Annotated in this window: 11 protein-coding genes; 7 read left to right on the forward strand and 4 right to left on the reverse strand. The window is 69.8% G+C overall.

Annotated elements, in window-relative coordinates:
• From ptsP to AC07NS_RS16495, 3 genes are all read right to left on the reverse strand, one after another.
• Entirely contained in the window at window positions 1-2,517 is a 2,517-nt protein-coding gene (gene ptsP / locus AC07NS_RS16485) for a phosphoenolpyruvate--protein phosphotransferase (protein ID WP_494604913.1), read from the reverse strand.
• Window positions 2,518-2,552: 35 nt separating this feature from the next.
• On the reverse strand, window positions 2,553-4,844 hold the full coding sequence (locus tag AC07NS_RS16490) for a family 20 glycosylhydrolase (RefSeq protein WP_494604915.1): 2,292 nt from the start codon (window positions 4,842-4,844) through the stop codon (window positions 2,553-2,555).
• Window positions 4,845-5,053: 209 nt separating this feature from the next.
• Window positions 5,054-7,804, reverse strand: coding sequence for a TonB-dependent receptor (locus AC07NS_RS16495; protein ID WP_494604917.1), 2,751 nt, complete (start codon window positions 7,802-7,804; stop codon window positions 5,054-5,056).
• A 272-nt stretch (window positions 7,805-8,076) separates the two neighbouring features.
• Between AC07NS_RS16495 and AC07NS_RS16500 the strand changes: the two genes are divergently transcribed.
• The 6 genes from AC07NS_RS16500 (at window position 8,077) to AC07NS_RS16525 (ending at window position 21,019) form a co-directional block, all read left to right on the forward strand.
• Complete coding sequence (locus tag AC07NS_RS16500; RefSeq protein ID WP_110118608.1) at window positions 8,077-8,823, forward strand: GntR family transcriptional regulator; 747 nt, start codon at window positions 8,077-8,079, stop codon at window positions 8,821-8,823.
• A 20-nt stretch (window positions 8,824-8,843) separates the two neighbouring features.
• A complete protein-coding gene (locus tag AC07NS_RS16505; RefSeq protein WP_494604919.1) occupies window positions 8,844-9,905 on the forward strand; it encodes an SIS domain-containing protein in 1,062 nt (353 codons plus the stop codon).
• Complete coding sequence (nagA, locus tag AC07NS_RS16510) at window positions 9,905-11,038, forward strand: N-acetylglucosamine-6-phosphate deacetylase (protein ID WP_494604921.1); 1,134 nt, start codon at window positions 9,905-9,907, stop codon at window positions 11,036-11,038. Before AC07NS_RS16505 ends, nagA begins: the two co-directional genes overlap by 1 nt.
• A gap of 342 nt (window positions 11,039-11,380) precedes the next feature.
• On the forward strand, window positions 11,381-18,049 hold the full coding sequence (locus AC07NS_RS16515; RefSeq protein ID WP_494604923.1) for a beta strand repeat-containing protein: 6,669 nt from the start codon (window positions 11,381-11,383) through the stop codon (window positions 18,047-18,049).
• A 13-nt stretch (window positions 18,050-18,062) separates the two neighbouring features.
• Window positions 18,063-20,066 (forward strand): O-linked N-acetylglucosamine transferase, SPINDLY family protein, encoded by a 2,004-nt coding sequence (locus tag AC07NS_RS16520; RefSeq protein ID WP_494604925.1) that lies wholly within the window; start codon window positions 18,063-18,065, stop codon window positions 20,064-20,066.
• Complete coding sequence (locus tag AC07NS_RS16525) at window positions 20,063-21,019, forward strand: UDP-glucuronic acid decarboxylase family protein (RefSeq protein ID WP_494604927.1); 957 nt, start codon at window positions 20,063-20,065, stop codon at window positions 21,017-21,019. Before AC07NS_RS16520 ends, AC07NS_RS16525 begins: the two co-directional genes overlap by 4 nt.
• A gap of 194 nt (window positions 21,020-21,213) precedes the next feature.
• On the opposite strand, the gene AC07NS_RS16530 is transcribed toward AC07NS_RS16525, so the two are convergent.
• Window positions 21,214-22,383 carry an FAD-dependent oxidoreductase gene (locus AC07NS_RS16530; RefSeq protein ID WP_494604929.1) on the reverse strand — a complete coding sequence of 390 codons (1,170 nt, stop codon included), beginning with the start codon at window positions 22,381-22,383 and terminating at the stop codon, window positions 21,214-21,216.
• A 238-nt stretch (window positions 22,384-22,621) separates the two neighbouring features.
• Between AC07NS_RS16530 and AC07NS_RS16535 the strand changes: the two genes are divergently transcribed.
• Window positions 22,622-24,895 carry a tetratricopeptide repeat protein gene (locus AC07NS_RS16535; protein WP_494604931.1) on the forward strand — a complete coding sequence of 758 codons (2,274 nt, stop codon included), beginning with the start codon at window positions 22,622-22,624 and terminating at the stop codon, window positions 24,893-24,895.
• The last annotated feature ends 172 nt before the right edge of the window (window positions 24,896-25,067 follow it).

The following is a 25,067-nucleotide window of genomic DNA, read 5'->3' on the forward strand; positions in this document are numbered from 1 at the left end:
TCAGGCTCCAGCTTGCTGGAAGGATTTGGTCAGGTCGCGGACCGCCTCGGGCGAGGTCTGGTCCAGGGCCTGGACGGCCAGGGTCTGGCAGGCGGCAAGGTCGAGGGTGCGCACCAGGGCCTTCACCTCCGGCACGATGGCGGCGGTGGCCGAGAGTTCCGTGACCCCAAGGCCCAGCAGCACCGGCACGGCGGCAAGATCCGAGGCGAGACCGCCGCAGACTCCCACCCAGCGGCCGTGCTTCTCGGCTCCCCGGCAGGTCTGGTCGATCATCCGCAGCACGGCCGGGTGCAGGGCGTCGATGCGGGCGGCCAGCTCGGGATTTCCCCGGTCCATGGCCAGGACGTACTGCGTCAGGTCGTTGGTGCCGATCGACAGGAAGTCGGCCTCGGCGGCGATCAGGTCGGCGGTCACCGCGGCGGCCGGGGTCTCGATCATCACGCCGAGCTCGACGCGGTCGGTGATCCCCAGCTCCTTCTTGGCCTCCTCCAGCACGGCGCGGACGGCGCGCAGTTCCGACAGGCTGCCCACCATCGGGACCATGATCTTGCATTGGCCGAGCGGCGCCACCCGCAGGATGGCGCGCAGCTGGGTCTTCAGCAGGTGCGGTCGCCACAGGCTGACGCGGACGCCGCGCAGCCCCAGGGCCGGGTTCTCCTCGGCGGGGATCGGCAGGTAGGGGGCGGCCTTGTCGCCGCCGACGTCCAGCGTGCGCACGATCAGCGGCTTGCCTTCGAGGGCCGTGGCGACGGCCTGGTACTGCTGCGCCTGCTCGTCCTCGCTGGGCGGGGTCTCGCGGTCGAGGAACAGGAACTCGGTGCGCAGCAGGCCGCAGCCTTCGGCGCCGTTGGCCGCCGCGGCCTTAGCGTCCTTCTCCGAGCCGACATTGGCGAAGACTTCGATGCGGGTCCCGCAAGACGTGGTGCTCGCCTCATGGGCGGCGGCCTTGGCGGCGGCGCGGCGCTCGTGGCGGGCGGCGATGGCGCTTTGCGCCGCCGCCAGGGCCTCGGCGTCGGGAGCCACGCGCAGCTTCCCGCCCTCGGCGTCGAGGATCAGGGCCGTGCCGTCGGCGATCTCCAGCGCGCCGGGCCCGACCGCCACCAGGGCCGGCAGGCCCATGGCCGCGGCCAGGATGGCCACGTGCGAGGTGGGGCCGCCGCGGGCGGTGGCGAAGCCGGCCACCCGGGCCGGGTCCACGCCCATCAGCTGCGAGGGCAGAAGCTCGTCGGCCAGCAGGATCGCGCCAGCCGGCAGGACGCGGGCGCTTTCTTCCTCCAGCCCCAGCAGCACCCGCAGCACCTGGCGCTCCAGATCGATCAAATCGTCGACCCGCTCGGCCAGGCGGCGGTCGCCCAGGCCTTTGAGGGCCTCGACATAGCCGCCGACGGCGCGCCGCCAGCCAAAGCCGGCGCTCTTGCCTTCGCCGATCAGCTTGCGGGCGGCGGCGGTCAGTTCGGGATCTTCGAGGAAGGCCAGGTGCGCGGCCAGGATCGCCTTGCGCGCCGCCTCGCCGGTCTCGGCGGCCAAGGCGATGCGGGCGCGGACCGTCTCCAGCGCCGTATCCAGGGCGGCCAGCTCGGCGGCCACGCCCTGCCCGGTTTCGGCGACGGTGATTTCCTCGACCGCCAGCCGCACGGCCTGGCCGATCGCCAGTCCCGGCGCGGCCATCACCCCGCGCAGCACGCCGGGCTCGGCGGGCTCGGACGGGGCGGCGATGACGATCGGGGCCTCTTCGATCTTGGCCGCGACCTCGCCGGCCTTCTCGCCCATGCCGCTTTCGATCAGGGCGGCGACGGCGTCCACGGCGGCCGCAGCATCCGTCCCGGAGGCGACGATGGAGACGTGATCACCCAGCTTGACGGCCAGGGCCATCACCCCGACCGGGCTGCGGGCGCTCGCACGGCGTCCGCCGGCCACGATGGCGACGTCGGCCGCGAAGCCCCGCGCCGTCTCGGCGATCCGCGCCGCCGGCCGGGCGTGAATGCCATGCGCCAGCGGCACGACGATCTCGCGGGAGATCTCGGCCTCGGCCGTGGTTTTGACCACCGCCGCGCCGCCGACCGGCACCAGCTCCATCAGGAAGCCGCCCGCCTGCGTCTCGGCGTCCTGCGCCCGCCGGACGATCTCGAACGCCTCGGGATTGGTAATGACCACCGGCGTGATCAGGCTCTTGGCCTTGCGGGCCAGCAGATCGAGATCAAAGCCGATCAGCGCCTGCCCGGTGCTCACCGCCTGGCCCTCGGCGACCCGGACGTCGAAGCCCTCCCCGCCCAGCGCCACCGTCTCCAGGCCCACGTGCATCAGCACCTCGGCCCCGTTCGCCGCCCGGATCGTCACCGCATGCCCCGACCGGTGCACGCTGAGAACCACGCCGTCGCAAGGCGAAACCAGCACCGACCCCACCGGATCGATCGCCACACCATCGCCCAGCATCCGCTCCGCGAACACCGCGTCCGGAACCTCCTCCAACGGACCCGTCCACCCCGCCAACGGCGATTGAAGCACCAGGGTGGACATGGGCGGCATTCTCGTCGGGAACGGGGAAGAAGGAACTACTGACCAGCCGTCAGGGTGATGCGGTCAAGGGCCGGCATCGGATCCAGGCTCTTGGCCGTGAAGGTCAGGCAAAGATCGTGCACGCCCTCGCGGGCCGGCAGCACGCCGGTGACCGTGCCCAGGCCCGGGCCGCGCCCGGCCTTGCCCAGCGGGATGGCCGCGATGCGCTCGCCCTTGCAGCCCAGCCGCACCTCCAGCTCGCCGTCGGGCGTGGCGGGCTTGCGGACCACGATCTGGTCCTTGGCCGCGCCGATCTGGAAGTTCCAGCTCGCCTGGCCGACCCGGGCGGTCAGCTTCAGGCCCTTGGAAAGATCGGCGCCCTTCCAGATCCAGCACGGGTTCATCAGGTCGATGGCGAAGATGGCGCGCGGGCCGTCCTTGCCGTTGATCGGCGCGTCGTCCTCGAAGGCCAGCGGGATCGCCGCGCCGCACAGCTCCAGCTGCCGGCTCTCGCGGGTATTGGCCGCCAGCTCGGTCGCGGTCCAGCCACGCGTGCGGCCCAGCGGCGCGTCGTCCAGGAAGCTGCGCGCCTTCAGCGTCGTTCCCGCCTTCAGCGGCAGGGTCTCGCCATAGGCCGGCGAGGCGGACGTGGGCTCCGAGCCGTCGGTGGTGTAGCGCACCTGGCCCAGCGCAAGGCCGCTGGCCAGGCTGACCGAAACCGCCCCGCCCTGCCCCGGACGCAAGGTCGCCTGCGGCTCGAACGGCGCGGTGTCAGCGACGACGCCCAAGGCCTTCAGCCGCGCCATCTCGGCCGGCAGGCGCTGGGTGAAGCCGTCCCAGTCGCGGCGCTCCTCCTGGGTCCAGGCCGTTTCGGCCAGGGCCACCAGGCGCGGGAAGGCCATCGCTTGCGCTCGCTCGTCGGTGCGCACGTGCTCGGTCCAGAGGTTGGCCTGGACGCCCAGTATGTGCTTGCGCTGGTCAGGCGTCAGCGCGTCCGGCGCGGCGTCGAACTGGTAGACGTCCTTGAGGCTGCTGACCGTGATCCGGCCGGGCGGCTCGTCCAAGGACGTGCTCTGCCGGCGATCGAAATAGAGGGTCGGCTCGGGCGACAGCACCGTGTCGTGGCCCTGGCTGGCGGCGGCGATGGCCCCGTCGATCCCGCGCCACGACATCACCGTGGCGTTGGGGGCCAGGCCCCCTTCAAGGATCTCGTCCCAGCCGATCAGCCGGCGGCCGCGACCGTTGATGTGCTTTTCGACCCGCTGGATGAACCAGCTCTGCAGGCCGTGCTCGTCCTTGACGCCCAGTTCCTTGATCTTGGCCTGGATGACGGGGCTCGCCTTCCACTGGTCCTTGACCGCCTCGTCGCCGCCGACGTGGATGTATTCGGACGGGAAGAGGTCCATCACCTCGTCGAGCACGTCGTTGAGGAACTCGAACGTGCCGTCCTCGACATTGTAGAGATAGGGGAAGATCCCCCAGTCGTGGCGGGCCAGGGCCGGCGGGTTGGGCGTCAGGCCCAGCTGCGGATAGGCCACGATCGGCGCCAGGGCGTGACCCGGCATCTCGATCTCGGGAACGATGGTGATGTTGCGGGCCGCCGCATAGGCCACCAGCTCGCGCACCTGATCCTGGGTGTAGAAGCCGCCGTAGCGCACCGGCTTGCCGGTCTTGGGATCGAACCCCGCCGCCCCGGCCGGCTGGCGCCAGGCCGAGACCTGCGTCAGCTTCGGATACTTCTTGATCTCCAGCCGCCAGCCCTGGTCGTCGACCAGGTGCCAGTGCAGCGTATTGAGCTTGTGGGCCGCCATGCCGTCGATGATCGTCTTGATCGTATCGACCGACTGGAAGTGGCGGGCGCTGTCGAGCATGAAGCCGCGCCAGGCGAAGCGCGGCGCGTCCTCCACATGGGCGGCGGGCACGTCGACCGCGCCTTTGGTCTCGTCCTGCACCGCCAGCTGCCACAGGCTGACCGCGCCGTAGAACAGGCCGGCGCGCTTGCCCGCCGTAATCTTCACCCCGCCGGGCGCGACATCGAGCGCGTAGCCCTCGCCGTCCGGGCCGCCGCGCACGAGAGAGATCGCCGCCTCGCCGGCCGCCGGCGCGCCCTCGACCACGGCCGGGCGCAGTCCCCGGGCGCGATGCAGCAGGTCGGCCAGTTGCACCGCCACGCCGCGAGCCTCGACGTCGCCCTTGGCGACATGGATGCGGGTGGCGGCGGTCAGGCGGAAGGCGCCCTCGGCGCGTTCGGCCTTGGCCGGCGCGGGCGTCAAGGTCAGCGGCTCGGCGGCCAGGGCCGGCGCTGCAAGGGCCATGGCCGCGGAGGCCAGCAGCAGGACTTTGATCATGCGAGGAAAGCTCTCACCGGCAAGCGAGCGGCAAAAAGGGAGGCGGGCCGGCCGCAAGGCCAACCCGCCCCAGCTCGCTGCTTGCAGTCAGGAGGGGGAAAGACGCGGCTAGGCTCATGAAGGGATCCTGAACCAAGCCGCGTTGAATGCAAATCAGCGGGTTCGGGGACGCGCCGGTCTTTGAAGCGCGCCCCCGGATCTGCGGCTGCTTAGAAGGAGACGTTGATCGTCGCCTGCAGCTTGCGGCCCGTGCGGTAGACGCCGCGGGGCAGCATGGTGGTGTTGGCGTAGGCGTAGTACTCGCTGTCGAGCAGGTTCTGCGCCGAGACCGAGAGGTTGACGTTCTCGGTGAAGGCGTAGCCGGCCGTGGCGTCCAGGCCCTTGTAGGCGCGGACGAACATCTGGTCGCCGCGGTCCAGGCCCGTGAAGTACTTCGAGCGCCAGTTGTAGGTCACCCGGGCCGAGAACGGACCGTGCTCGTAGAACGGGCTGATGTTGATCTGGTGCTTGGAGTTGTAGGGCAGCGGCGCGCCGCTGTCGGCTTCCCCGTCGGCGTAGGTGTAGTTGGCCAGCAGGCCGAAGCCGAGACCGAAGGTCTGCTGGTAGGCGAACGCCGCGCCCTTGACCGTGGCCGAGCCGGCGTTGGTCGGACGGCTGATCTGGTAGGTGGTGACCGCGTTGCGCGCCTGGTTGAAGTGCTGCTCGGCGACCGTCTGCTGCAGGATGTAGTTGCTGATGTCCTTGTGGAACACCTCGGCCGACAGGATGGCTTCCGGCGCGAAGTACCACTCGATCGAGGCGTTGACGTTGCTCGACTTGTAGGGGTTCAGGTCCGGGTTGCCGCCGCCGCCAGTCAGGATCTGGTCAGAGAGCCAGAAGTAGTTCGACATGTCGGCATAGTTCGGGCGCGAGATCACCTGAGCCGCGGCGAAGCGGAACACCAGATCCTCCTTCACGTCGACGATGACGTTCAGGCTGGGCAGGAAGTCCTCGTACTTCTTGGACTTCACCGACCAGGCCCAGTCGGCGGCCGTGGTGCCGCAGCCGGTGGCGGTCTGGTTGACGCAGACATAGCCGCCGCTGTCGGACTCGGTCTTCACGTAGCGCAGGCCGAAGTTGCCGCGCACGTTGTCGGCCTGGAAGTCAGCCTGGCCGTAGAGGGCGTTGATGGTCTCCTCGATGCCCCAGTTCTGGGCCGTGAACTCGGCGTTGCCGAAGATCGTCGGCACCGGCTTGGCCTGCCAGGGACGCAGATAGCCGCCGCTGGAGATGTAGTTGGCCAGGGCCTCGCCATCGATCTTGAAGCGGCTGCCCATGGCGTCGGTGACGCCGTCGAAGCCCTTCAGATAGTTGCTCGGCACGATCGACGGATTGAACTGCGAGGCGCTGGCCGGGTTGCCGTAGACCGAGACGGTCACGCCCGACATCGCCTGGGTGGTCTCGTGCTTGCGGTACTTGTAGCCGAACTGGACGCGCTTGATCACGCCCTCGAAGTCCTTGCCCGCATCGATCTGGGCGTAGGTCTCCTTGTCGGTGGTCGGCTTGGAGACGATGTTGCCGCCCCAGCCGGCGTTGTAGCCGGTCGGGCCGACCGACGGATCGCCGCCGCCCCAGCCGCCGTCGAACGAGAACTTGCTGGCGTCGGCCAGCGGATTACCGTCGGCGGTCGGGTTGGTGTAGGTCAGCACGCCGGGCGAGCCCGGGGTTCCGGTGAAGTCGACCGTGTAGTCGGCCCAGTTCAGGAACTCCCCGTACAGCTGGCGCTTGGTGCCGCCGTCGGCCTTCGAGTAGCCGGCCTCGCCCGACACGTCGATACCGTCGCCCGTCCACTTTCCGGTCAGGTGATAGGTGTCGGAGTTCAGTTCGGCTTCGCGGTACTGCACGTCCAGCACGCTCAGGGCATGCTTGAACGAGGCCTTGCGGATGACGTTGTCCTCGATGGTGATCGCGGTCAGCGCGCCCAGGCTGTTCCAGGTGTTGCCCTGGAAGGCGAACAGCGACTGGTTGGTGTTGTCGTAGGTGGCCTTGATCTTCAGCCAGTCGAAGTTCAGCTCGAGGGCGTCGGTCGGACGCCACTGGACGGCGGCGGTGTAGCTGTCGCGGACGCGTTCCTGCTCGAAGTAGGAGACCGACAGCGAGTTGACGCCGCGGGCGTTCGGATTGGCCGCCAGGGTGGTGGCGCAGGTTCCGGTGCAGTTGCCGTTGGTGATCGAGCTGACCGGGTTCTCCGGATTGCCGCCGTTATAGTAGCTGGCCGGAATGGTGCCGTAGGACTCGATGCCGTCGCGGCGCAGCTGGTCCTTGGCGTGCTGGGCCGAGACCGCGATCCCGAAGGTCTGGTCGGCGTTCTTCCAGCTGCCCAGCACCGCCACCTGCGGGTCGGACTTCTTGGAGCGATCGTTGTAGAGGTAGCTGAGCGAGCCCTGGAGGGTCAGCGACTTCAGGTCCAGCGGCTTGCGGGTGTTGACGATCACCGTGCCGCCGATGCTGCCTTCGTCGAGGCGGGGCTCGGGCGACTTGTAGACTTCCACCTTGCCGACGATCTGCGGGGCCAACAGGGCGTAGTTGAACGTCCGGCCCGGCTGATCAAGGATGAACCAGTCGGCCGAAGCCACCGTCTGGCCGTTGAGCAGAGTGCGGTTCAGGGCCGGATCGGTGCCCAGGATCGAGACCTTTTCGCCCTGGCCGAACTGACGATCGACCGTGATGCCCGGGACGATCGTCAGCGCTTCGGCGACGTTCGAACTCGGGAACTTGCCGACGTCCTCGGCGGTGACCACGTCGACGATGGCGTCGGCGTTACGCTTGGATTGGATCGATTGCTGAAGCGACGCACGAATACCGGTGACGACCACCTCATCGACGGAGGTCGGGGTCTCCTGCGCCATGACGGGCGCAGCGACCAATACGGCCAGCAGGCTGGCGGAAGCGGTCAGGACCGCCTTGTGAATGCTCTTCATAACTCGGCTTCTCCCCATTGTGCCGGGCCTTTGGACCCGGAGCCGAACCCCAAGCCCAATCCGATACCAATTTCTCGCGGCAAAGCCGCAAAGAGCGGTACTTCTCAGACCTCGGAGTGTGACTGTGACGAAATTTTTGCTGATGACAATACCTAAAAAGAACCAATTGCAGACCATGAGATAATTGGTATGAAAATGGTCATGAACTGTTGCGTGCGCCGCCGGGGTGCGCAAATCGCGGTAGATGCAAGCCTGACGGTGGTGGGGACCTGATGCTGTTTTCCGAAAAGATCGGGGGCCTGGACGGCAACGGGCAGGACCACGCGCCGCTCTACAAGCAGCTGCAGCGGGCCCTGCGCGAGGCGATCCAGAAGAAGGTCCTGGCGCCCGACGACGCCCTGCCGGCCGAGCGCGACCTTGCCGAAGAATTCAGCATCTCGCGGATCACCGTTCGCAAGGCGCTCGACGGCCTGGTCAGCGAGGGCCTGCTCACCCGACGCCAGGGCGCGGGCACCTTCGTGGCCTCGCGGGTGGAAAAGAGCTTCTCGGCGCTGTCGTCCTTCACCGAGGACATGATCTCGCGCGGGCGGGTGCCGCACAGCGAATGGATCAGCCGCAGCGAGGGCCAGGTGACGCCCGAAGAATCGCTGACGCTGGGCCTGTCGCCCGGCACGCCGGTCTATCGCTTCGCCCGGATCCGCTACGCCGACGGCTCGCCGATGGCCGTGGAATACACCACCATCGCCGCCTTCGCCCTGCCCTCCACCGACATCGTCGGCACCTCGCTCTACGAGGCGCTGGAGAAGACCGGCCACCGGCCGGTGCGCGCCCTTCAGCGGCTGCGCGCCATCCTGTTCGCCGCCGAGCAGGCCGAGTTGCTGGACGTGCCGGTCAAGGACGCGGGCCTGCTGATCGAGCGGCGCGGCTTCCTCAAGGACGGCCGGGCGGTGGAAGTGACCCAGTCCTATTACCGCGGCGACGCCTACGACTTCGTGGCCGAACTGAACGCCCTGTCCTGATTGATCTCGCGCCCGCCCTCGTGAAGGAAGCCGTCTTGACCCGCTCCGAAGCCCTGACGCCTGAAACCACGCGCATGTTCCAAGAGGCCGGCGAGGCCTCCGTGGTGGTCGCCCGGCAGCTGGCGGCCAATGCGGAGATCGTCGCCAAGGTCGCCGAGCGGCTGAAGGCCAGCCCGCCCCGGGCCGTGGTCACCTGCGCGCGCGGATCGAGCGACCATGCGGCGACCTTCGCCAAGTACCTGATCGAGACCCGCGCGGGCGTGCTGACCTCGTCGGCGGCGCTGTCGGTGTCGTCGGTCTACGCCGCGCCGCAGGACCTGGAAGGGGTGCTCTATCTGGCCATCTCGCAGTCGGGGAAGAGCCCCGACCTGCTGGCGGCGGTCGAGGCGGCCAAGGCTGGCGGCGCGTTCACGGTCGCCCTGGTCAATGACCAGAGCTCGCCGCTGGCGGCGCTGGCCGACGCGGTGCTGCCGCTGCACGCCGGGCCGGAACTGAGCGTGGCGGCGACGAAGTCCTACATCGCCGCCCTGACGGCCATCGCCCAGCTGGTCGCGGCCTGGACGGGCGATGACGAGCTGACCACCGCCCTGACCGCCCTGCCGGCGGGCCTGGCGGCCGCCTGGGAACAGGACTGGAGCGCCGGGATCGCGGCGCTGTCGGGCGCGGCCAACCTCTACGTCCTCGGACGCGGCGTCGGCTTCGGGATCGCCCAGGAGGCGGCCCTGAAGTTCAAGGAGACCTGCGGCCTGCACGCCGAGGCCTTCAGCGCCGCCGAGGTGCTGCACGGCCCCATGGCCCTGGTGAAGGACGGCTTCCCGGCCCTGGTCCTGGCCCAGCAGGACGAGACCTACGACAGCACCCTGAAGATGGCGCAAGGCCTGGCCGAGCGCGGGGCGACCGTGCTGCTGGCCGGCGGCGAGGTTTCAGGCGCGACGGCGCTGCCCTCCGCGTCCGGACATCCGCTGCTGGAGCCGATCCTGCTGGTCCAGAGCTTCTACCGCATGGCCGCCGGCCTGTCGGTGGCGCGCGGCTACGATCCCGACAGCCCGCCCCACCTCAACAAGGTGACCCAGACCGTCTGATGCCCGTCACCGCGCTCGTAAATGCTGAGATCCTGACGCCGGCCGGCATCGTCTGCGGCCAGGCCCTGCTGGTGCGGGACGGCCGGATCGTCGGCCTAGTGGCCCGTGCTGATGTCCCGGCCGGGGCCGTCGTGGAAGACCTGGCCGGCGGCCTGCTGGTTCCCGGCTTCATCGACACCCAGGTCAATGGCGGCGGAGGCGTCCTCTTCAACGACGCGCCTACCGTGGAGACCATCGCCGCCATCGGCGCGGCCCACCGCCCCTATGGCACGACCGGCTTCCTGCCGACCCTGATCAGCGACGACCTGCACGTGGTCGACGCGGCCATGCGGGCGACGGAAGACGCCATTGAGGCGGGCGTGCCCGGCGTGCTGGGCGTGCACATCGAAGGCCCGTTCCTCAACGAACAGCGCAAGGGCATCCACGACGCCGACAAGTTCCGCGTCCTCGACGAGAACGCTATCCAGCTGCTGTCGTCGCTGAAGCGCGGCAAGACCCTGGTGACCCTGGCCCCCGAGATGACCACGCCGGACATGGTCGCCCGCCTGGCCAACGCCGGCGTGGTGGTCGCCGCCGGCCACACCAACGCCCGCTACGAGACCGTCCGCGCCGCCCTGGACGCGGGCCTCACCGGCTTCACCCACCTCTTCAACGCCATGTCGCCCCTGACCAGCCGCGCCCCCGGCGCGGTCGGCGCGGCGCTGGAGAGCCAGGACGCCTGGTGCGGGATCATCGTCGACGGCCGCCACGTCGATCCGGCCACGCTGCGCATCGCGCTTCGCACCCGGCCGCTTGACCGCTTCATGCTGGTCACCGACGCCATGCCGACGGTGGGCATGAGCGACAAGCGCTTCGTCCTCCAGGGCCAGCCGATCACCGTCGAGGACGGCGTCTGCGTCGGTCCCGGCGGCACCCTGGCCGGCTCCGACCTCGACATGATCGGCGCGGTTCGCAACGCGGTGGACATGCTGGGCCTGTCGCTGGAGGACGCGGTGATGATCGCCTCGGCCGCTCCGGCCGCGTTCCTGGGCCTGTCGGCTGCGCGCGGCGCCATCGCCCCCGGCCAGGCGGCCGACCTCGTGTTGCTCGACAGCGATCGCAACGTCGTGCGCACCTGGATCGACGGGCGGTAAGAGCCCTCTCCCCCTGTAAAATCCCCGGGGACCCAGGTGTTTTATCGTCGAGCGCCGTGGGTTGCAGAAAAAGCCTGGGTCCCCGCTTTCGCGGGGATTTTACGGGTTGGGGTCCGGACCGGGCGCTTATCCACCACCGCGCGCCTTTGTATCGCGAGAGGTTGCGGTTTGTGTCGCCGCCGACGTCGCCCAGCAAAACCCCGCCCATGAAATCACCAGCATGTGCGCAAGCACTTAAGGCTGGCCGCCCTCGCGCGGTCGTTCTTGGAAGCTGGGGCTTTTGGGTCTGGAGACCACCACCGCGACACGGTCGAGGTTCGACGCCTGGCGAGGCCGCCGGCCGTGAGCTCCTACGTCTCCTCCCTGAGCGCCGCCCAGATTTCGGCGCTGACCACCACCGCGGTCTCGGCGCTCACCAAGACCGACATCGCGGCGCTGTCGACGGACCAGATCCAGGCCTTCACGGTCGAAGAGATCCAGGCCCTCTCATCGACCCAGATCACCTATCTGTCGACCAAGCAGGTCGCGGCGCTCACCACGACCCAGATCTCGGCCCTGACGGTCGGGCAGATGTCGTTCAGCGCCGCCCAGCTGTCGGTGCTGATCGACGACCAGATCGAGGCCTTCGGCGTCGACGAGATCGCCGCCCTCACCACCCAGCAGATCAAGGGCTTCACCGCCACCGAGATCGGCGAGCTGACCAGCGCCCAGTTCGCGGTGCTGTCGCCGACCCAGCTGTCGGCCCTGACCGTCACCCAGATCAAGGGCCTGACCGAAGACCAGATCGCGGCGCTGACCACCACCCAGCTGGCGGGCCTGACCTCGACCCAGATCGGGGCGATGACCACCACCCAGGTCGCCGCCCTGACCACCACCGCGATCGCGGCCCTGACGACCACCCAGGTCAAGGGCCTGACCGCAACCGAACTGGGCGCCCTGTCGACCGAGCAGCTGGCGGTGCTGAGCACCACCCAGATCGCCGTGCTCAGCACCAAGCAGATCCGCGGCCTGACGGTGACCGAGATCGTCGCCCTCAGCATCGAGCAGCTGAACGCCCTGAGCTCGACCCAGGTCGGAGCCCTGACCACCACCCAGATCGACGCCCTGACCACCACCGAGGTCGCGGCCCTGACCATCACCCAGATGGACGGGATGACGGTCACCGAGATCGCCGCCCTCGACGCGGAGCAGATCGCCGCCCTCAGCGTCACCCAGATCGACGAGCTGTCGAAGACCCAGATCAAGGGCCTGACCGCCACCGCGCTGTCGGGGCTGACCTCCGAGCAGGCCTCGGCCTTGACGGCCACCCAGCTCGGCAACCTGACCACCACCCAGATCAAGGGCCTGTCCGAGGACTTTATCTCGGCCCTGACCACCACCCAGCTGCGCGGCTTCACCTCGACCGAGCTGGCGGCGCTGAAGACCACCCAGATCGAGGCCCTGAGCGTCGAGCAGCTGCAATCGCTGACCACCACCCAGATCCGCGGCCTGACGACCACCTCGCTGCAGGCGCTGAACGCGACCCAGTTCGCCGCCCTCAGCGAGACCCAGATCGGGGCCCTGACGGTCACCCAGATCAAGGGCCTCAGCACCACCGAGATCTCGTCCCTGACCGAGACCCAGCTCTCGGGCCTGACGGCGGTGCAGGTGGCGGTGCTGACCACCACCCAGATCGGCGCCCTGTCGGCGACCGAGATCAATAGCCTGACCACCTCGCAGCGGGCCGCCCTCACCTACACCCAGATCTCGGCCATCAGCGTCGACGAGATCGACGACCTGACCACCACCGTCGTCGCCGCCTTCACCACCACCCAGCTCAAGGGCCTGACCAAGGGCGAGGCCGCGGCCCTGACGGTCGAGCAGGTGTCGAGCCTGTCGTCCAAGCAACTGGCCGCGCTGAGCACCACCGCGACGACGGGCCTGACCGAGGAGCAGGTCGCCGCCCTCACCACCACCCAGGCGGCCGGCCTCACCTCGACCCAGATCGCGGCCCTGACCACCACCGAGGTCGGGGCCCTGACGGCGACCGTGCTGGCCTCGCTGAGCGCCAATCAGGTCAAGGGCCTGACCGCCACGGCCGCCGCGGCGCTGGACGCCGACACCCAGCTTGCCGCCCTGACCTCGACCCAGACCGCCGCCCTGACCGCCACGGCGCTGGGCGGGCTGACCAGCGACCAGGTCGCGGCCATGACCACGACCCAGCTGGCCGCGCTGAACTCGACCCAGATCGGGGCGCTGTCGACGGCGGCCCTGGCCGGCCTGACCGCCACCCAGATCACCAGCCTCAGCACCACCCAGCTGCGCGGCCTGACCTCGACCGACATCAGCAAGCTGTCGACCACCCAGGTCGAGGCGCTTAGCGCCACCCAGATGGCCAGCCTGACGACCACCCAGCTGGCCGGGCTGACCACCACCGAGATCGCCGCGCTCAGCGGAACCCAGCTGGCGGCGCTCAGCACCACCCAGTTCGCGGCCCTGTCCTCGACCGGCATCTCGGGCCTGACCGAAGAGCAGGTCGCGGCCCTGACCAGCACGCAGCTGTCGGCCATGACCTCGACCCAGCTGCGCGGGCTCACCACCACCCAGCTGGACAGCCTGTCGACCACGGCGATCTCCAGCCTGACCGCGACCCAGCTGGCCGGCCTGACCGCGACCCAGATCGCCAACCTGTCGACCGAGCAGGTGGCGTCGCTGACCACCAGCCAGCTGGTCGCCCTGACAACGACGGCGATCGCGGGCCTGACCTCGACCGAGGTCGCGGCGCTGACCACCACCCAGGTCAAGGCCCTGACCTCGACCCAGCTGGCGGCCCTGACCACGACGGCCGTCCAGGGACTGACCGCCACCGAGATCGCGGCGCTTTCGACCACCCAGCTGGCGGGGCTGACGACCACCCAGATCGGGGCGCTGACCACCGACCAGGTCCGGGCCCTGACCACGACCGAGATCGGCGCCCTGGCGACGACGCAGGTGGCGGGCCTGAGCAAGACCGAGATCGCCGCCCTGACGACCACCCAGCTGGCGGCCATGACCTCCACCCAGCTGAAGGCGCTGACCACCACGGCGATCACGGGCTTCACCGAGACCCAGATCGACGCCCTGACCACGACCCAGATCGCGGGCCTGACCTCGACCCAGATCGGCGCCCTGACGGCCACCGAGATCGCCGAGTTCGACGTCACCCAGCTGGCCTCGCTGACCACGACCCAGGTCAAGGGCCTCACCACCACCCAGATGGGCGCGCTCACGGCCGATCAGGTGGCCGGGCTGACGACGACCGAGGTCGCGACCCTGACCTCGACCCAGATCGGGGCGATCAGCGCCGACGCCGTGGCCGGCCTGACGACCACCGAACTGGCCGCCCTCACCACCACCCAGCTCAAGGGCCTGAAGGCCACGCAGCTGGAGGCCCTGACCACCGGCCAGCTGGCCAGCCTCAGCTCGACCCAGATCGGCGCCCTGACCGCCACCGCCGTCGCCGGCCTCAGTGAAGACCAGATGGCCTCGCTGACCACCACCCAGCTGGCGGGCCTCACGACCACCCAGATCTCGGCCCTGACCACCGACGAGATCGGCGGCCTGGACGCCACCGACCTGCAGTCGCTGACCACCACCCAGATCAAGGGCCTGACCGCCACCCAGATCGGGTCGCTGGACACCGGGACCCAGATCTCGGCCCTGACCTCGACCCAGCTGTCGGTGCTGACCGCGACGGCCCTGGCCGGCCTGACCGAGGATCAGGTCGCGGCCCTGACCACCACCCAGCTATCGGGCCTCACCTCCACCCAGATCGGGGCGCTGAGCACCGACGCCCTGGCGGGCCTGACCACCAGCCAGATCGGCGCGCTGACCACCACCCAGCTTTCGGGCCTGACCGCGACCGAGATCGCCAACCTGGCCACCACCCAGCTGGCCGCCCTCAGCACCACCCAGTTCGCGGCGCTCAACACCACGCAGCTGGCCGCCCTGACGGTCACCGAGATCGAGTCGCTGTCGGGCGAGCAGCTGTCGGCGCTGAACTCGACCCAGCTCAGCGCTCTCTCCACCACCGGCATCGCCGGCCTTAGCGCCACCCAGATCGCCTCGCTGACCACCACCCAGCTGACGACCCTGACGGCGACCCAGGTCGCGGCCCTGACGACGACGCAGATCGGCGGCCTGACGGTCACCGAGATGGCGGCCCTGACCACCACCCAGCTGCAGGCTCTGACGGCCACCCAGCTGGCGGCCCTGACCACAACCCAGCTACAGGCGCTGAGCACCGGCCAGATGGGGTCGCTGACCACCACGCAGCTGGGCGCCCTGACCTCGAACCAGGCGGCCAACCTGACCGCCACCCAGCTGGCGGCCTTCAACTCGACCCAGATCGGCGCCCTGTCGACCACGGCCATCGCCGGCCTGACGATCACCGAGATCGCCTCGCTGACCACGACCCAGCTGCGCGGCCTCACCTCGACCCAGGTCGGGGCCCTGACCACCAGCGAGATCGCCGCCATCACCACGACCGGCCTGGCGGCCATGAGCACCACCCAGCTGCTGGGCCTGACCAGCACCGAGGCCGAGGCCCTGACCACCAGCCAGATCGAGGCCCTGACCTCGACCCAGGTGGCCGCCCTGACGACGACGGCGATCTCGGGCCTGACGTCCGGCCAGGTGGAGGCGCTGTCGACCACCCAGCTGCACCGCCTGACCTCGACCCAGATCGCGGCGCTGGATCCCGAAGCCCTGGCCGGCCTCACCACCACCGATATCTCGACGCTGACCACCACCCAGGTGAAGGGGCTGACCGCGACCGAGATCGCGTCGCTCACGACCACCCAGATCTCGGCCTTCACCACCACCCAGATCTCGGCCCTGACGGCCGGCGCCCTGACCGGCCTCAGCGACGACCAGCTGGGCGCGCTGTCGAGCAGTCAGCTGGCGGCCCTGACCTCGACCCAGATCGCGTCCCTGACCACCACCGAGATCGGCGCCCTGACGACCGAGCAGATCGCCGCCCTGACCACCACCCAGATCGCGGGCCTGTCGACGACCCAGATCGCGTCCCTGACCACCACCCAGCTGTCGGCCTTCAGCACGGCTGACATCGCCGCCCTGTCGACCACCCAGGTCGCGGCCCTGACCTCGATCGAGATCGCCAGCCTGTCGGTCGACCAGATCGGCGCCCTGACCGCCGCCCAGGTCTCGGCCCTGACGGCGACGGGGCTCAGCGGTCTTTCCTCGACCCAGCTGGCGGCCCTGACCTCCACCCAGCTGACGGCGCTGAGCTCGACCCAGATCTCGGGCCTGTCGACCACCCTGATCAGCGCCCTGACCACCACCGAGATCGCCGCGCTCACCACCACCCAGATGCGCGGCCTCACCTCGACCCAGATCGGGGCCCTGACCACCGACCAGATCGCCGGGCTGACCACCACCGGCGTCGCCGCCCTCACCACCACCCAGCTGTCGGGCTTGACCAAGACCGAGATGGCGGCCTTCTCGGCGGCTCAGCTCGGGGCGCTGACCACCACCCAGGTCTCGTCTCTCACCACCACGGCGCTGTCGGGCCTGACCTCCAGCCAGCTCGGCGCGCTGACCACCACCCAGCTGCGGCGGCTGACGGCGACCCAGATCGCCGCGCTCAATCCCGACTCGCTGGTCGGGCTGACGACGACCGAGGTCGCCTCGCTGACCACCACCCAGATGGCGGGCCTGACCAGCACCGAGGTCGCCGCCCTCACCACAACCCAGATCGGGGCCCTGACCTCGACCCAGTTGGCGGCGCTGAGCACCACGGCCATTTCTGGCCTGACGGGCGACCAGGTCGCCGCCCTGACGACCACCCAGCTGTCGGGACTGACCAGCACGCTCGTTCACGCCCTGTCGACCAGCGAGGTCGCGGCCCTGACCACGGCCCAGGTCGCGGCGCTGACCACCACCCAGCTGTCGGGCCTTACCGCCACCCAGGTCTCGGCCATGGAGGGCGAGGACGTCGCCTCGCTGACCGCCGCCCAGCTGGCCAGCCTGACCACCACCCAGCTGGCGGGTCTGAGCGCCTCGGGGGCGTCGTCGCTGAGCGTCACCCAGATCGACGACCTGTCCTCGACTCAGGTCTCGGCCCTGTCGACCAGCGCCACCGCGGCCCTGACCGCGACCCAGGTCGCCAGCCTCAGCACCACACAGATCGACGGGCTGACGGCGACCCAGATGGGCGCGCTGAGCGCCGGTCAGATCGACGCCATGTCGGCCGAGCAGATCGCCGAGCTGACCACCACCCAGTTCAGCGGCCTGTCGGCCACCGGCGTGCAGGCCCTGACCGCCGCCCACCTGGAATCCCTGACCACCAGCCAGATCTCCGCCCTGTCGCTGGCCGGGATCTCGGGCCTGACCGCCGACGAGGTGGCGCGCCTGACCACCACCCAGGTCTCGGCCCTCAGCTCGACGCAGATCGGCGCCCTGTCGGCGACGGCGGTGACCGGCTTCACAGAGACCCAGATCGCGGCCCTGACCATCACCCAGCTGGCGGGCCTGACCACGACCCAGATCGGCGCCCTGACGGTGACCGACATCGGCGAGCTGACCACCACGGCCATCGCCGCCCTCAGCACCACCCAGCTGGGCGCCCTGGTGCGCATGCAGCTGCGCGCCCTGACCACGACCCAGGTCGCGGCCCTGACCACGACGCAGCTGGCCTCGCTGAGCACGACCCAGATCTCGAACCTGGCGGTGACCGAGCTCCAGGCGCTGAGCGCCACCCAGTTCGCCGCCCTGACCTCGACCCAGGTCGCCGCCCTGACCACGGTGCAGCTCGACAACCTGTCGGCCACCGACATGTCGGCCCTGACCTACACCCAGATCTCGGGGCTCACGACGACCCAGATCGCCGCGCTCGGAACGACCTTCCTGGCCAGCCTGACGACCAACCAGATCGCGGCCCTCAACGCCGAGCAGATCTCCTACATGACCGCCACCCAGCTGGCCGCCCTCAGCGTCGCTCAGCTCGCGGCCGTGACCGCCGCCCAATACTAGAGCCCCCATCCCGATGCCGGATTCCGCCGCCCCCATCGCTTCGCCCCCTATCGCCTCTCTGGGCGTCGTCGAGCTGATCAACGTCGCCGAGACCACGCGCCGCGAGCGCGGCCCCGCCGCCGCTGTCGCGATCTACCAGGCCTGGATCGCCGCCAACGGCGACAATCCCCTGCTCTATGCGGTGCTGTTCAACTTCGCCGTCGTGCTGACCGACAGCGGCGACCTGGCCGGCGCCCGCTCGCAGTTGGAGCGGGCCGTGGTGGTCAATCCCGACTTCATCCCGACCTACATCAACCTCGGCCGGGTCTATGAACGGATGGGCGCGGCCAATCTCGCCGTGCTGCAATGGACCGCCGCCACCGACAGGTTGGCGCCCGTCAGCGGCCAGTCGATCGCCCACAAGACCACGGCCCTCAACCAGACCGCCCGGGTGCTGGAAGGCGCCAACCAGGACCAGCCCGCCCAGGCCATGCTGCGCCAGAGCCTGGATCTCGACCCACGCCAGCGCGAGGCGATCCAGCACCTGCTGGCCCTGCGCCAGCGCCAGGTCGAGTGGCCGATCATCGATCCCTGGGAGCGGATGGACGCCGAGACCCTGATGACCGGCATGTCGCCGCTGTCGCTGGCCGCCTATGCCGACGACCCGATGATGCAGCTGGCGGCGGCCTGGAACTACAACCGCCTCGACGTCGGCGCGCCCTCCGAACTGATGGACCTGTCGGTCGCCCTCTCGCGCGGCGACGACCAGCCCCTGCGCATCGGCTATCTGTCGTCGGACCTGCGCCACCACGCCATCGGCCACCTGACCGCCGAGATCTACGGCCTGCACGATCGCGAGAAGGTCGAGGTCTTCGCCTATTACTGCGGCCCAGAGCTGACCGATCCGCTGCAGAAGCGGATCATGGGCGACGTCGATCACTGGGTGGCGATCAACCGCATGGACGACGCCGCGGCCGCCCGCCGGATCGCCCAGGACGGCATCCAGATCCTGATCGACGTCAACGGCTACACCCGCGACGGCCGCACCCGGCTGCTGGCCATGCGGCCCGCCCCGGTGATCGTCAACTGGCTGGGCTTCCCCGGTACGACCGGCAGCCCCTACCACCACTACATCGTCGCCGACGACTTCATCATCCCGCCCGGCGACGAGGTGTTCTATTCGGAAAAGGTCCTGCGGCTGCCCTGCTACCAGCCCAACGACCGCAAGCGCCGCGTCTCGCCCTTCCCGCCCACGCGGCGGGAGGCCGGCCTGCCCGAGGACGCCGTGGTCTATTGCAGCTTCAACGGCATGCAGAAGATCACCCCCTTCACCCTGGACCGCTGGTTCACGGTGCTGGAGCGCGTGGAGAACTCGGTGCTCTGGCTGCTGGCCGGCTCGGAGGACTCGCACGAACGCCTGCGGGCCAAGGCGGCCGAGCGTGGCATCTCGCCCGAACGCCTGGTCTTCGCCGACAAGATGGCCAATCCCGAGCACCTGGCCCGCTACGTCCTGGCCGACGTCTTCCTCGACGCCCTGCCCTACGGCGCCCACACCACGGCGTCGGACGCCCTTTGGATGGGCGTGCCGATCGTCACCCTGGCCGGCCGCAGCTTCGCCGCCCGCGTCTGCGGCAGCATCCTGCGCGCGGCGGGCCTGCCCGAACTGGTCTGCGACACGCCCGACGCCTTCGTCGATACGGCCGTCGAGCTGGGCCTCGACGCCGAGCGCCTGGCGCGGCTGAAGGCCCGAATCCTGGAGCTGCGCGACGACAGCGTCCTCTTCGACACCCCCGGCCTCGTCGCCAGGCTGGAAGACCTCTACGCCGGCATGTGGCGCGACCTGCGCGAGGACCGCCTGCCCGTTCCTGATCTCGCCAACCTCGACGCCTATCTGGAGATCGGCGCGGCCCAGACCCACGACGCCTTCGACATGCTCAGCGTCGAGGATCATCGCGGCTGGTGGCGCGAACGCCTGGCCCGTCGCCACGCCCACCGCCCGATCCCGGCCGACAACCGCCTGTGGGACCAGCGGTCATGAGCAAGCGCGTCCTGGTCACCGGCGGGGCCGGCTTCCTCGGTTCACACCTCTGCGAGGCCCTGCTGGCGCGGGGCGAAGAGGTGCTGTGCGTCGACAACTTCTTCACCGGCCGGCGCGCCAACATCGCCCACCTGCTGGGCCATCCGCGCTTCGAGCTGCTGCGCCACGACGTGACCTTCCCGCTCTATGTCGAGGTCGACGAGATCTACAATCTCGCCTGCCCGGCCAGCCCCCGGCACTACCAGCACGACCCCGTCCAGACGACCAAGACCAGCGTCATCGGCGCGATCAACATGCTGGGCCTGGCCAAGCGCACCAAGGCCAGGATCCTCCAGGCCTCGACCAGCGAGGTCTATGGCGACCCCGAGGTCCATCCCCAGGTCGAAGGCTACTGGGGCCGGGTCAATCCGATCGGCCCGCGCAGCTGCTACGACGAGGGCAAGCGCTGCGCCGAGACCCTGTTCTTCGACTACCGCCGCCAGCACGGCCTTGCGATCAAGGTCATGCGGATCTTCAACACCTACGGTCCGCGCATGGACGTCGACGACGGCCGGGTGGTCAGCAACTTCGTGCTCCAGGCCCTGCGCGGCGAGGACATCACCCTCTATGGCGAAGGCGCCCAGACCCGCAGCTTCTGCTATGTCGACGACCTGATCGCCGCCATGATCGCCATGATGGCCACGGACGACGCCGTCACCGGCCCGATCAATGTCGGCAATCCGCACGAGATCACGATCCGCGACCTGGCCGAGCGCGTCATCGCCCTGACCGGCTCGCCCAGCCGCCTCGTCCACCGCCCCATGCCCAGCGACGACCCCCGCCAGCGCCAGCCTGACATCAGCCAGGCCAAGGCCGTCCTGAACTGGGAGCCGACGACGGCGCTGGACGAAGGGCTGTCGCGGACGATCGGCTATTTCAGGGACCTGTTGGCAGGCGAGCGGCGGACGGCCTAGGTCCAATCGACATTCACCGGCCTGGGCTCATTCTTCACCGAGCATCCCCACGAAGGCGGGGATCCAGGCCGAGGTTGCAGTCGATCCACGGCCGCGCCTCATCCTGGAATCCAGCTTGGATCCCCGCCTTCGCTGGGAGAGACGGATTTGAAAGTCGCGAACAGCTGAATGTCGATGCGACCCAGCCCCGTCGCTCACTCACGATCGAAGAGCGCGACCACGCTGTGAGGGGCGTCAGGGCCGAAGAACCGCTCGTGGTTGTGGGCGGTCTCGGCCGCGACGGCCGCGCTTCGGGGAAACAACCTGCTCTCATAGGCGGCGAGTGCGGCCTCTATATCGCCCGGTGAGGCGATGATCGCCTGGGCGAGTTCGGCGCCGTCGAGCAGGGCGAGATTCGCCCCCTCGCCCGCGAACGGGGACATCAGATGCGCCGCGTCGCCGACCAGGGTCAGGCCGGGCGCGCGCTTCCAGTCATGGCCGACCGGCAGCGCGAAGATGGGCCGCAGGATGGGGCTCGTGTCGCTGGTGGCGACCAGGGCGGTGAGTTGCGGCGCCCAGCCCGCGAACGTCTCGGCGACCCTGGCGAGACCAGTTCCCCCGCCGCTGAGATCCAGGGCGTCGAACCAAGCCTGCGGCCTGTTCAGGGCGGCGTAGGTGCGAAGCGTCCCATCCGCATAGCGGTGCGCGAGAACGCCCTTGCCCGGCGCCACGGCCATCAGGGTGCCCTCGCCGATCGCCTCGGCGCTGGCCTTCAACCGCGTGTCGCCCTCCAGCACCGTGGTCTCGATGAACGAGGTCCCCGTATAGCCGGGCGTCGCGTCCGACAGCAGCGGGCGAACCTTCGACCAGGCGCCGTCCGCGCCCACCAGCAGGTCGGACACGGCGGTGGAGCCGTCGGCGAAACAGATCTCGTGGCGCCCGTTTCCGCGCGGCTCGATGGCGACGACCTTTCGTCCCCATTGGATCGCCTGGGGCGGAAGGGAGTCGATCAGCATCCGGCGAAGATCGCCGCGGTCGATTTCCGGACGATCTCCCCTGTGGCTCCCGGGCTTGTCGAACAGGATGGTCCCGTCCTTGCCGACGATGCGCTTGGCGTCTTCGCCGGGACGGACGAGGCCGAGGAAGGTCTCGAAAAGCCCCGCGGCCTTGAGCGCGATCTGGCCGTTGTGCTCGTGGATGTCGAGCAGCCCGCCCTGCGTCCTGGCGCTCGCGGAAACCTCGGCTTCGTAGATCGTCGCCGGGACGCCGTGGAGATGCAGGACACGGGCGAGGGTGAGGCCGCCGAGACCGGCCCCGATGATCGTTATGGGGTTGAGCATGGTTGCGCTCCTGCCGGCGGCGCGCACGGGCGCCGACGCGGCCAAGGCCTGATGGTCAGGCGGTTGTTGGGAGACGCTGGCCCGGCCGCGCGAAACGCTGGGCCAGGATGCATGCGACGGCCTGGGGACAGGCCGTCATTTTCGCGACGGGCCAATGCTACCGCCATCGACGGCGCGACACAATCAAGGTCCCGCCCATGCCCCCAAACCGCCACCCTCCCGCAATTCCTGCGCAAACTTCACCGGCCACAAGCGGCGGAAGATCGTCAGCCGGACCGCGCCCATGCCTCGCCCCCACGCCCTGCTCCAGGACGGCCTGGCCGCCCATCGTGGCGGCGACCTGGCCAAGGCCGAGCATCTCTACCGCGCCGCCCTGGCCGCCGATCCGCAGCTCGACGACGCGGCGCACTATCTGGGCGTGGTCGCGCAACAGAAGGGCGATCTCGCCGGCTCCGTTCGCCTGATCCGCGCCGCCCTGGCCAGGAAGCCGACCGCCACGGCCTGGTCGAACCTCGCCAACGCCCTGTGGCTGCAAGGCCAACTCGCCGAGGCCGAGCACGCCTGCCGCCAGGCCCTGGCGCTGGATCCGACCTGCGGCCCGGCCCTGCAAAACCTCGGCAACGTGCAGAAGGCGGCCAAGCGCTACGACGAGGCCGAGGCCACCTACGCCCGCGCCCTCGCGCTGTCCCCCGGCAACCCGGACCTGCTGTCCAATCTCGGCGTCGTGCTGGGCGCGCTGGACCGGCCGGACGAGGCCCGCGCCGTCTTCGACCAGGCGCTGGCCGCCCGCCCTGGCTTCGCCGCCGCGCTCTTCAACCTGGCCAATCTCGAGGCCGCCTTCAGCGACCTCGACACCGCCCTGGCCGCCTATGACCGCCTGCTCGCCGCCGCGCCCGCCCATGCCGACGGCCACGCCGCGCGCGGCGCGGTGCTGCGCCGCCTGGGACGCGGCCTCGAGGCCGAAGCCGCCTACGCCGCCGCCGTCGCCGCCCGGCCGCAGGACGAGAAGCTGCACGGCATGCTGGGCGAGCTTCGCCTCGAGCTGAACCGCCTGGAAGAAGCCGAGGCCGGCGTTCGCGCGGCCATGCAGCGCTTCCCCAAGTCGTCCGACCTCAACCGGATCCTGGCCCGCGCCCGCCGCATGCAGGACGACGGCGCCGGCGCGCTTGCGGCCATCGAGGCCGCCCTGGCCCTGGGCGCCTCGGGCGGCGAGATGCAGCTGGAGCTGGGCGCGGCCCGCCGCGCCGCCGGCGACCATGACGGCGCCATCGCCGCCTATGTCCAGGCCCTGCGCCTCAAGCCCGACCTGTCGGTGGCCTACGCCAATCTCGGCGGGCTGCTGCACGAGGAGGGCCGCTCGGACGAGGCGACACGGCCCCTGCTCGACGGTCTGAAGGTCGACCCGAACCTTTCCGAGCTGCACGTCAATCTGGGCGGGGTGCGGCTGTCGCAGAGCCGCTTCACCGACGCCATGGCCTCGTTCCGGGCCGCCCTGGCCATCAAGCCGGACTCGCCCGAGGCCGTGTTCGGCGTCGCCGTCGCCAGCATGCACATGGGCGATCTCGACGCCGCCATCGCCGGCTACGAGGCGGCCCTGGCCCTGAAGGAGCTGCCCGAGGCCCGCTGGATGCTGGGCCTGGCCCTGCTCAAGCGCGGCGACTACCTGCGCGGCTTCCGCGAGCACGAGAGCCGCCTGCTGATCCGCGCCAAGAAGAAGATCGCCCGCGACTTTTCCCAGCCGCGCTGGAGCGGCCAGCCCCTGGCCGGCAAGACCCTGCTGGTCCATTCCGAACAGGGCCTGGGCGACAGCCTGCAATGCCTGCGCTTCGTGCCGCAGGTCGCCGCCCTCGGCGCACGGGTGCTGCTGCAGGTGCAGGAGGCGCTGTTGCCGCTGCTGCCCGGGCTCGAAGGCCCGTTCGAGGCCTTCGGTCCGCACGACGCGCCGCCGGCCTTCGACTATCACTGCCCGATGTTCAGCCTGCCGGTCGGCCTTGCGACCACGCTGGAGACCCTGCCCGCCGCCGGCGGCTATCTGGCGGCCGATCCGGCGCTGGCGACGACCTGGGCCGAACGGCTTGCGGCGATACCCGGCCTCAAGCTCGGCGTCGTCTGGCAGGGCAATCCGCGCGCCGACGTCGAGCGCGGCCGCTCCTTCCCCTTGCGCGCCCTGGCCCCGCTGGCCGCCGTGCCTGGCGTCTCCTTGATCAGCCTGCAGAAGGACCATGGCCTCGACCAGCTCGACGCCCTGCCGGCCGGCATGACCGTCCATGGCCTGGGCTTCGACTACGAGGTTGGCTCGTTCGCCGACACCGCCGCGATCCTGGCCAATCTCGACCTGCTGGTGACCTGCGACACCTCGGTGGGCCACCTCTCCGGCGCGCTTGGCCGGCCGACCTGGATCGCCGTCAACGCCGTCAGCGACTGGCGCTGGCTGACCGACCGGACCGACAGCCCCTGGTACGACAGCGTCCGCGTCTTCCGCCAGGCCGAGCGCGGCGACTGGGACGGCGTGGCCCAGGCGATGGCGGCCGCTCTGGGCGCGTTGTCGGAGCCCTGAAACGCGAAAAAGCCCCCGGCGACGAACCGGGGGCTTTTCTTCTGGGATAGGCTGAAACGACAAATGGCCCCCGAAAACGGAGGCCATTCGAAGAGTTTGGGTGCGGGGACAGGATTTGAACCTGTGACCTTCAGGTTATGAGCCTGACGAGCTACCGGGCTGCTCCACCCCG

It is taken from the genome of Caulobacter sp. GW821-FHT10A10 (assembly GCF_059415745.1).

What these genes read in the sequence shown, in the direction of transcription:
- ptsP (WP_494604913.1), bottom strand. Translation starts at nt 2,517, where the DNA reads ATGTCCACCCTGGTGCTTCAATCGCCGTTGGCGGGGTGGACGGGTCCG.
- AC07NS_RS16490 (WP_494604915.1), bottom strand. Translation starts at nt 4,844, where the DNA reads ATGATCAAAGTCCTGCTGCTGGCCTCCGCGGCCATGGCCCTTGCAGCG.
- AC07NS_RS16495 (WP_494604917.1), bottom strand. Translation starts at nt 7,804, where the DNA reads ATGAAGAGCATTCACAAGGCGGTCCTGACCGCTTCCGCCAGCCTGCTG.
- AC07NS_RS16500 (WP_110118608.1), top strand. Translation starts at nt 8,077, where the DNA reads ATGCTGTTTTCCGAAAAGATCGGGGGCCTGGACGGCAACGGGCAGGAC.
- nagA (WP_494604921.1), top strand. Translation starts at nt 9,905, where the DNA reads ATGCCCGTCACCGCGCTCGTAAATGCTGAGATCCTGACGCCGGCCGGC.
- AC07NS_RS16520 (WP_494604925.1), top strand. Translation starts at nt 18,063, where the DNA reads ATGCCGGATTCCGCCGCCCCCATCGCTTCGCCCCCTATCGCCTCTCTG.
- AC07NS_RS16525 (WP_494604927.1), top strand. Translation starts at nt 20,063, where the DNA reads ATGAGCAAGCGCGTCCTGGTCACCGGCGGGGCCGGCTTCCTCGGTTCA.
- AC07NS_RS16535 (WP_494604931.1), top strand. Translation starts at nt 22,622, where the DNA reads ATGCCTCGCCCCCACGCCCTGCTCCAGGACGGCCTGGCCGCCCATCGT.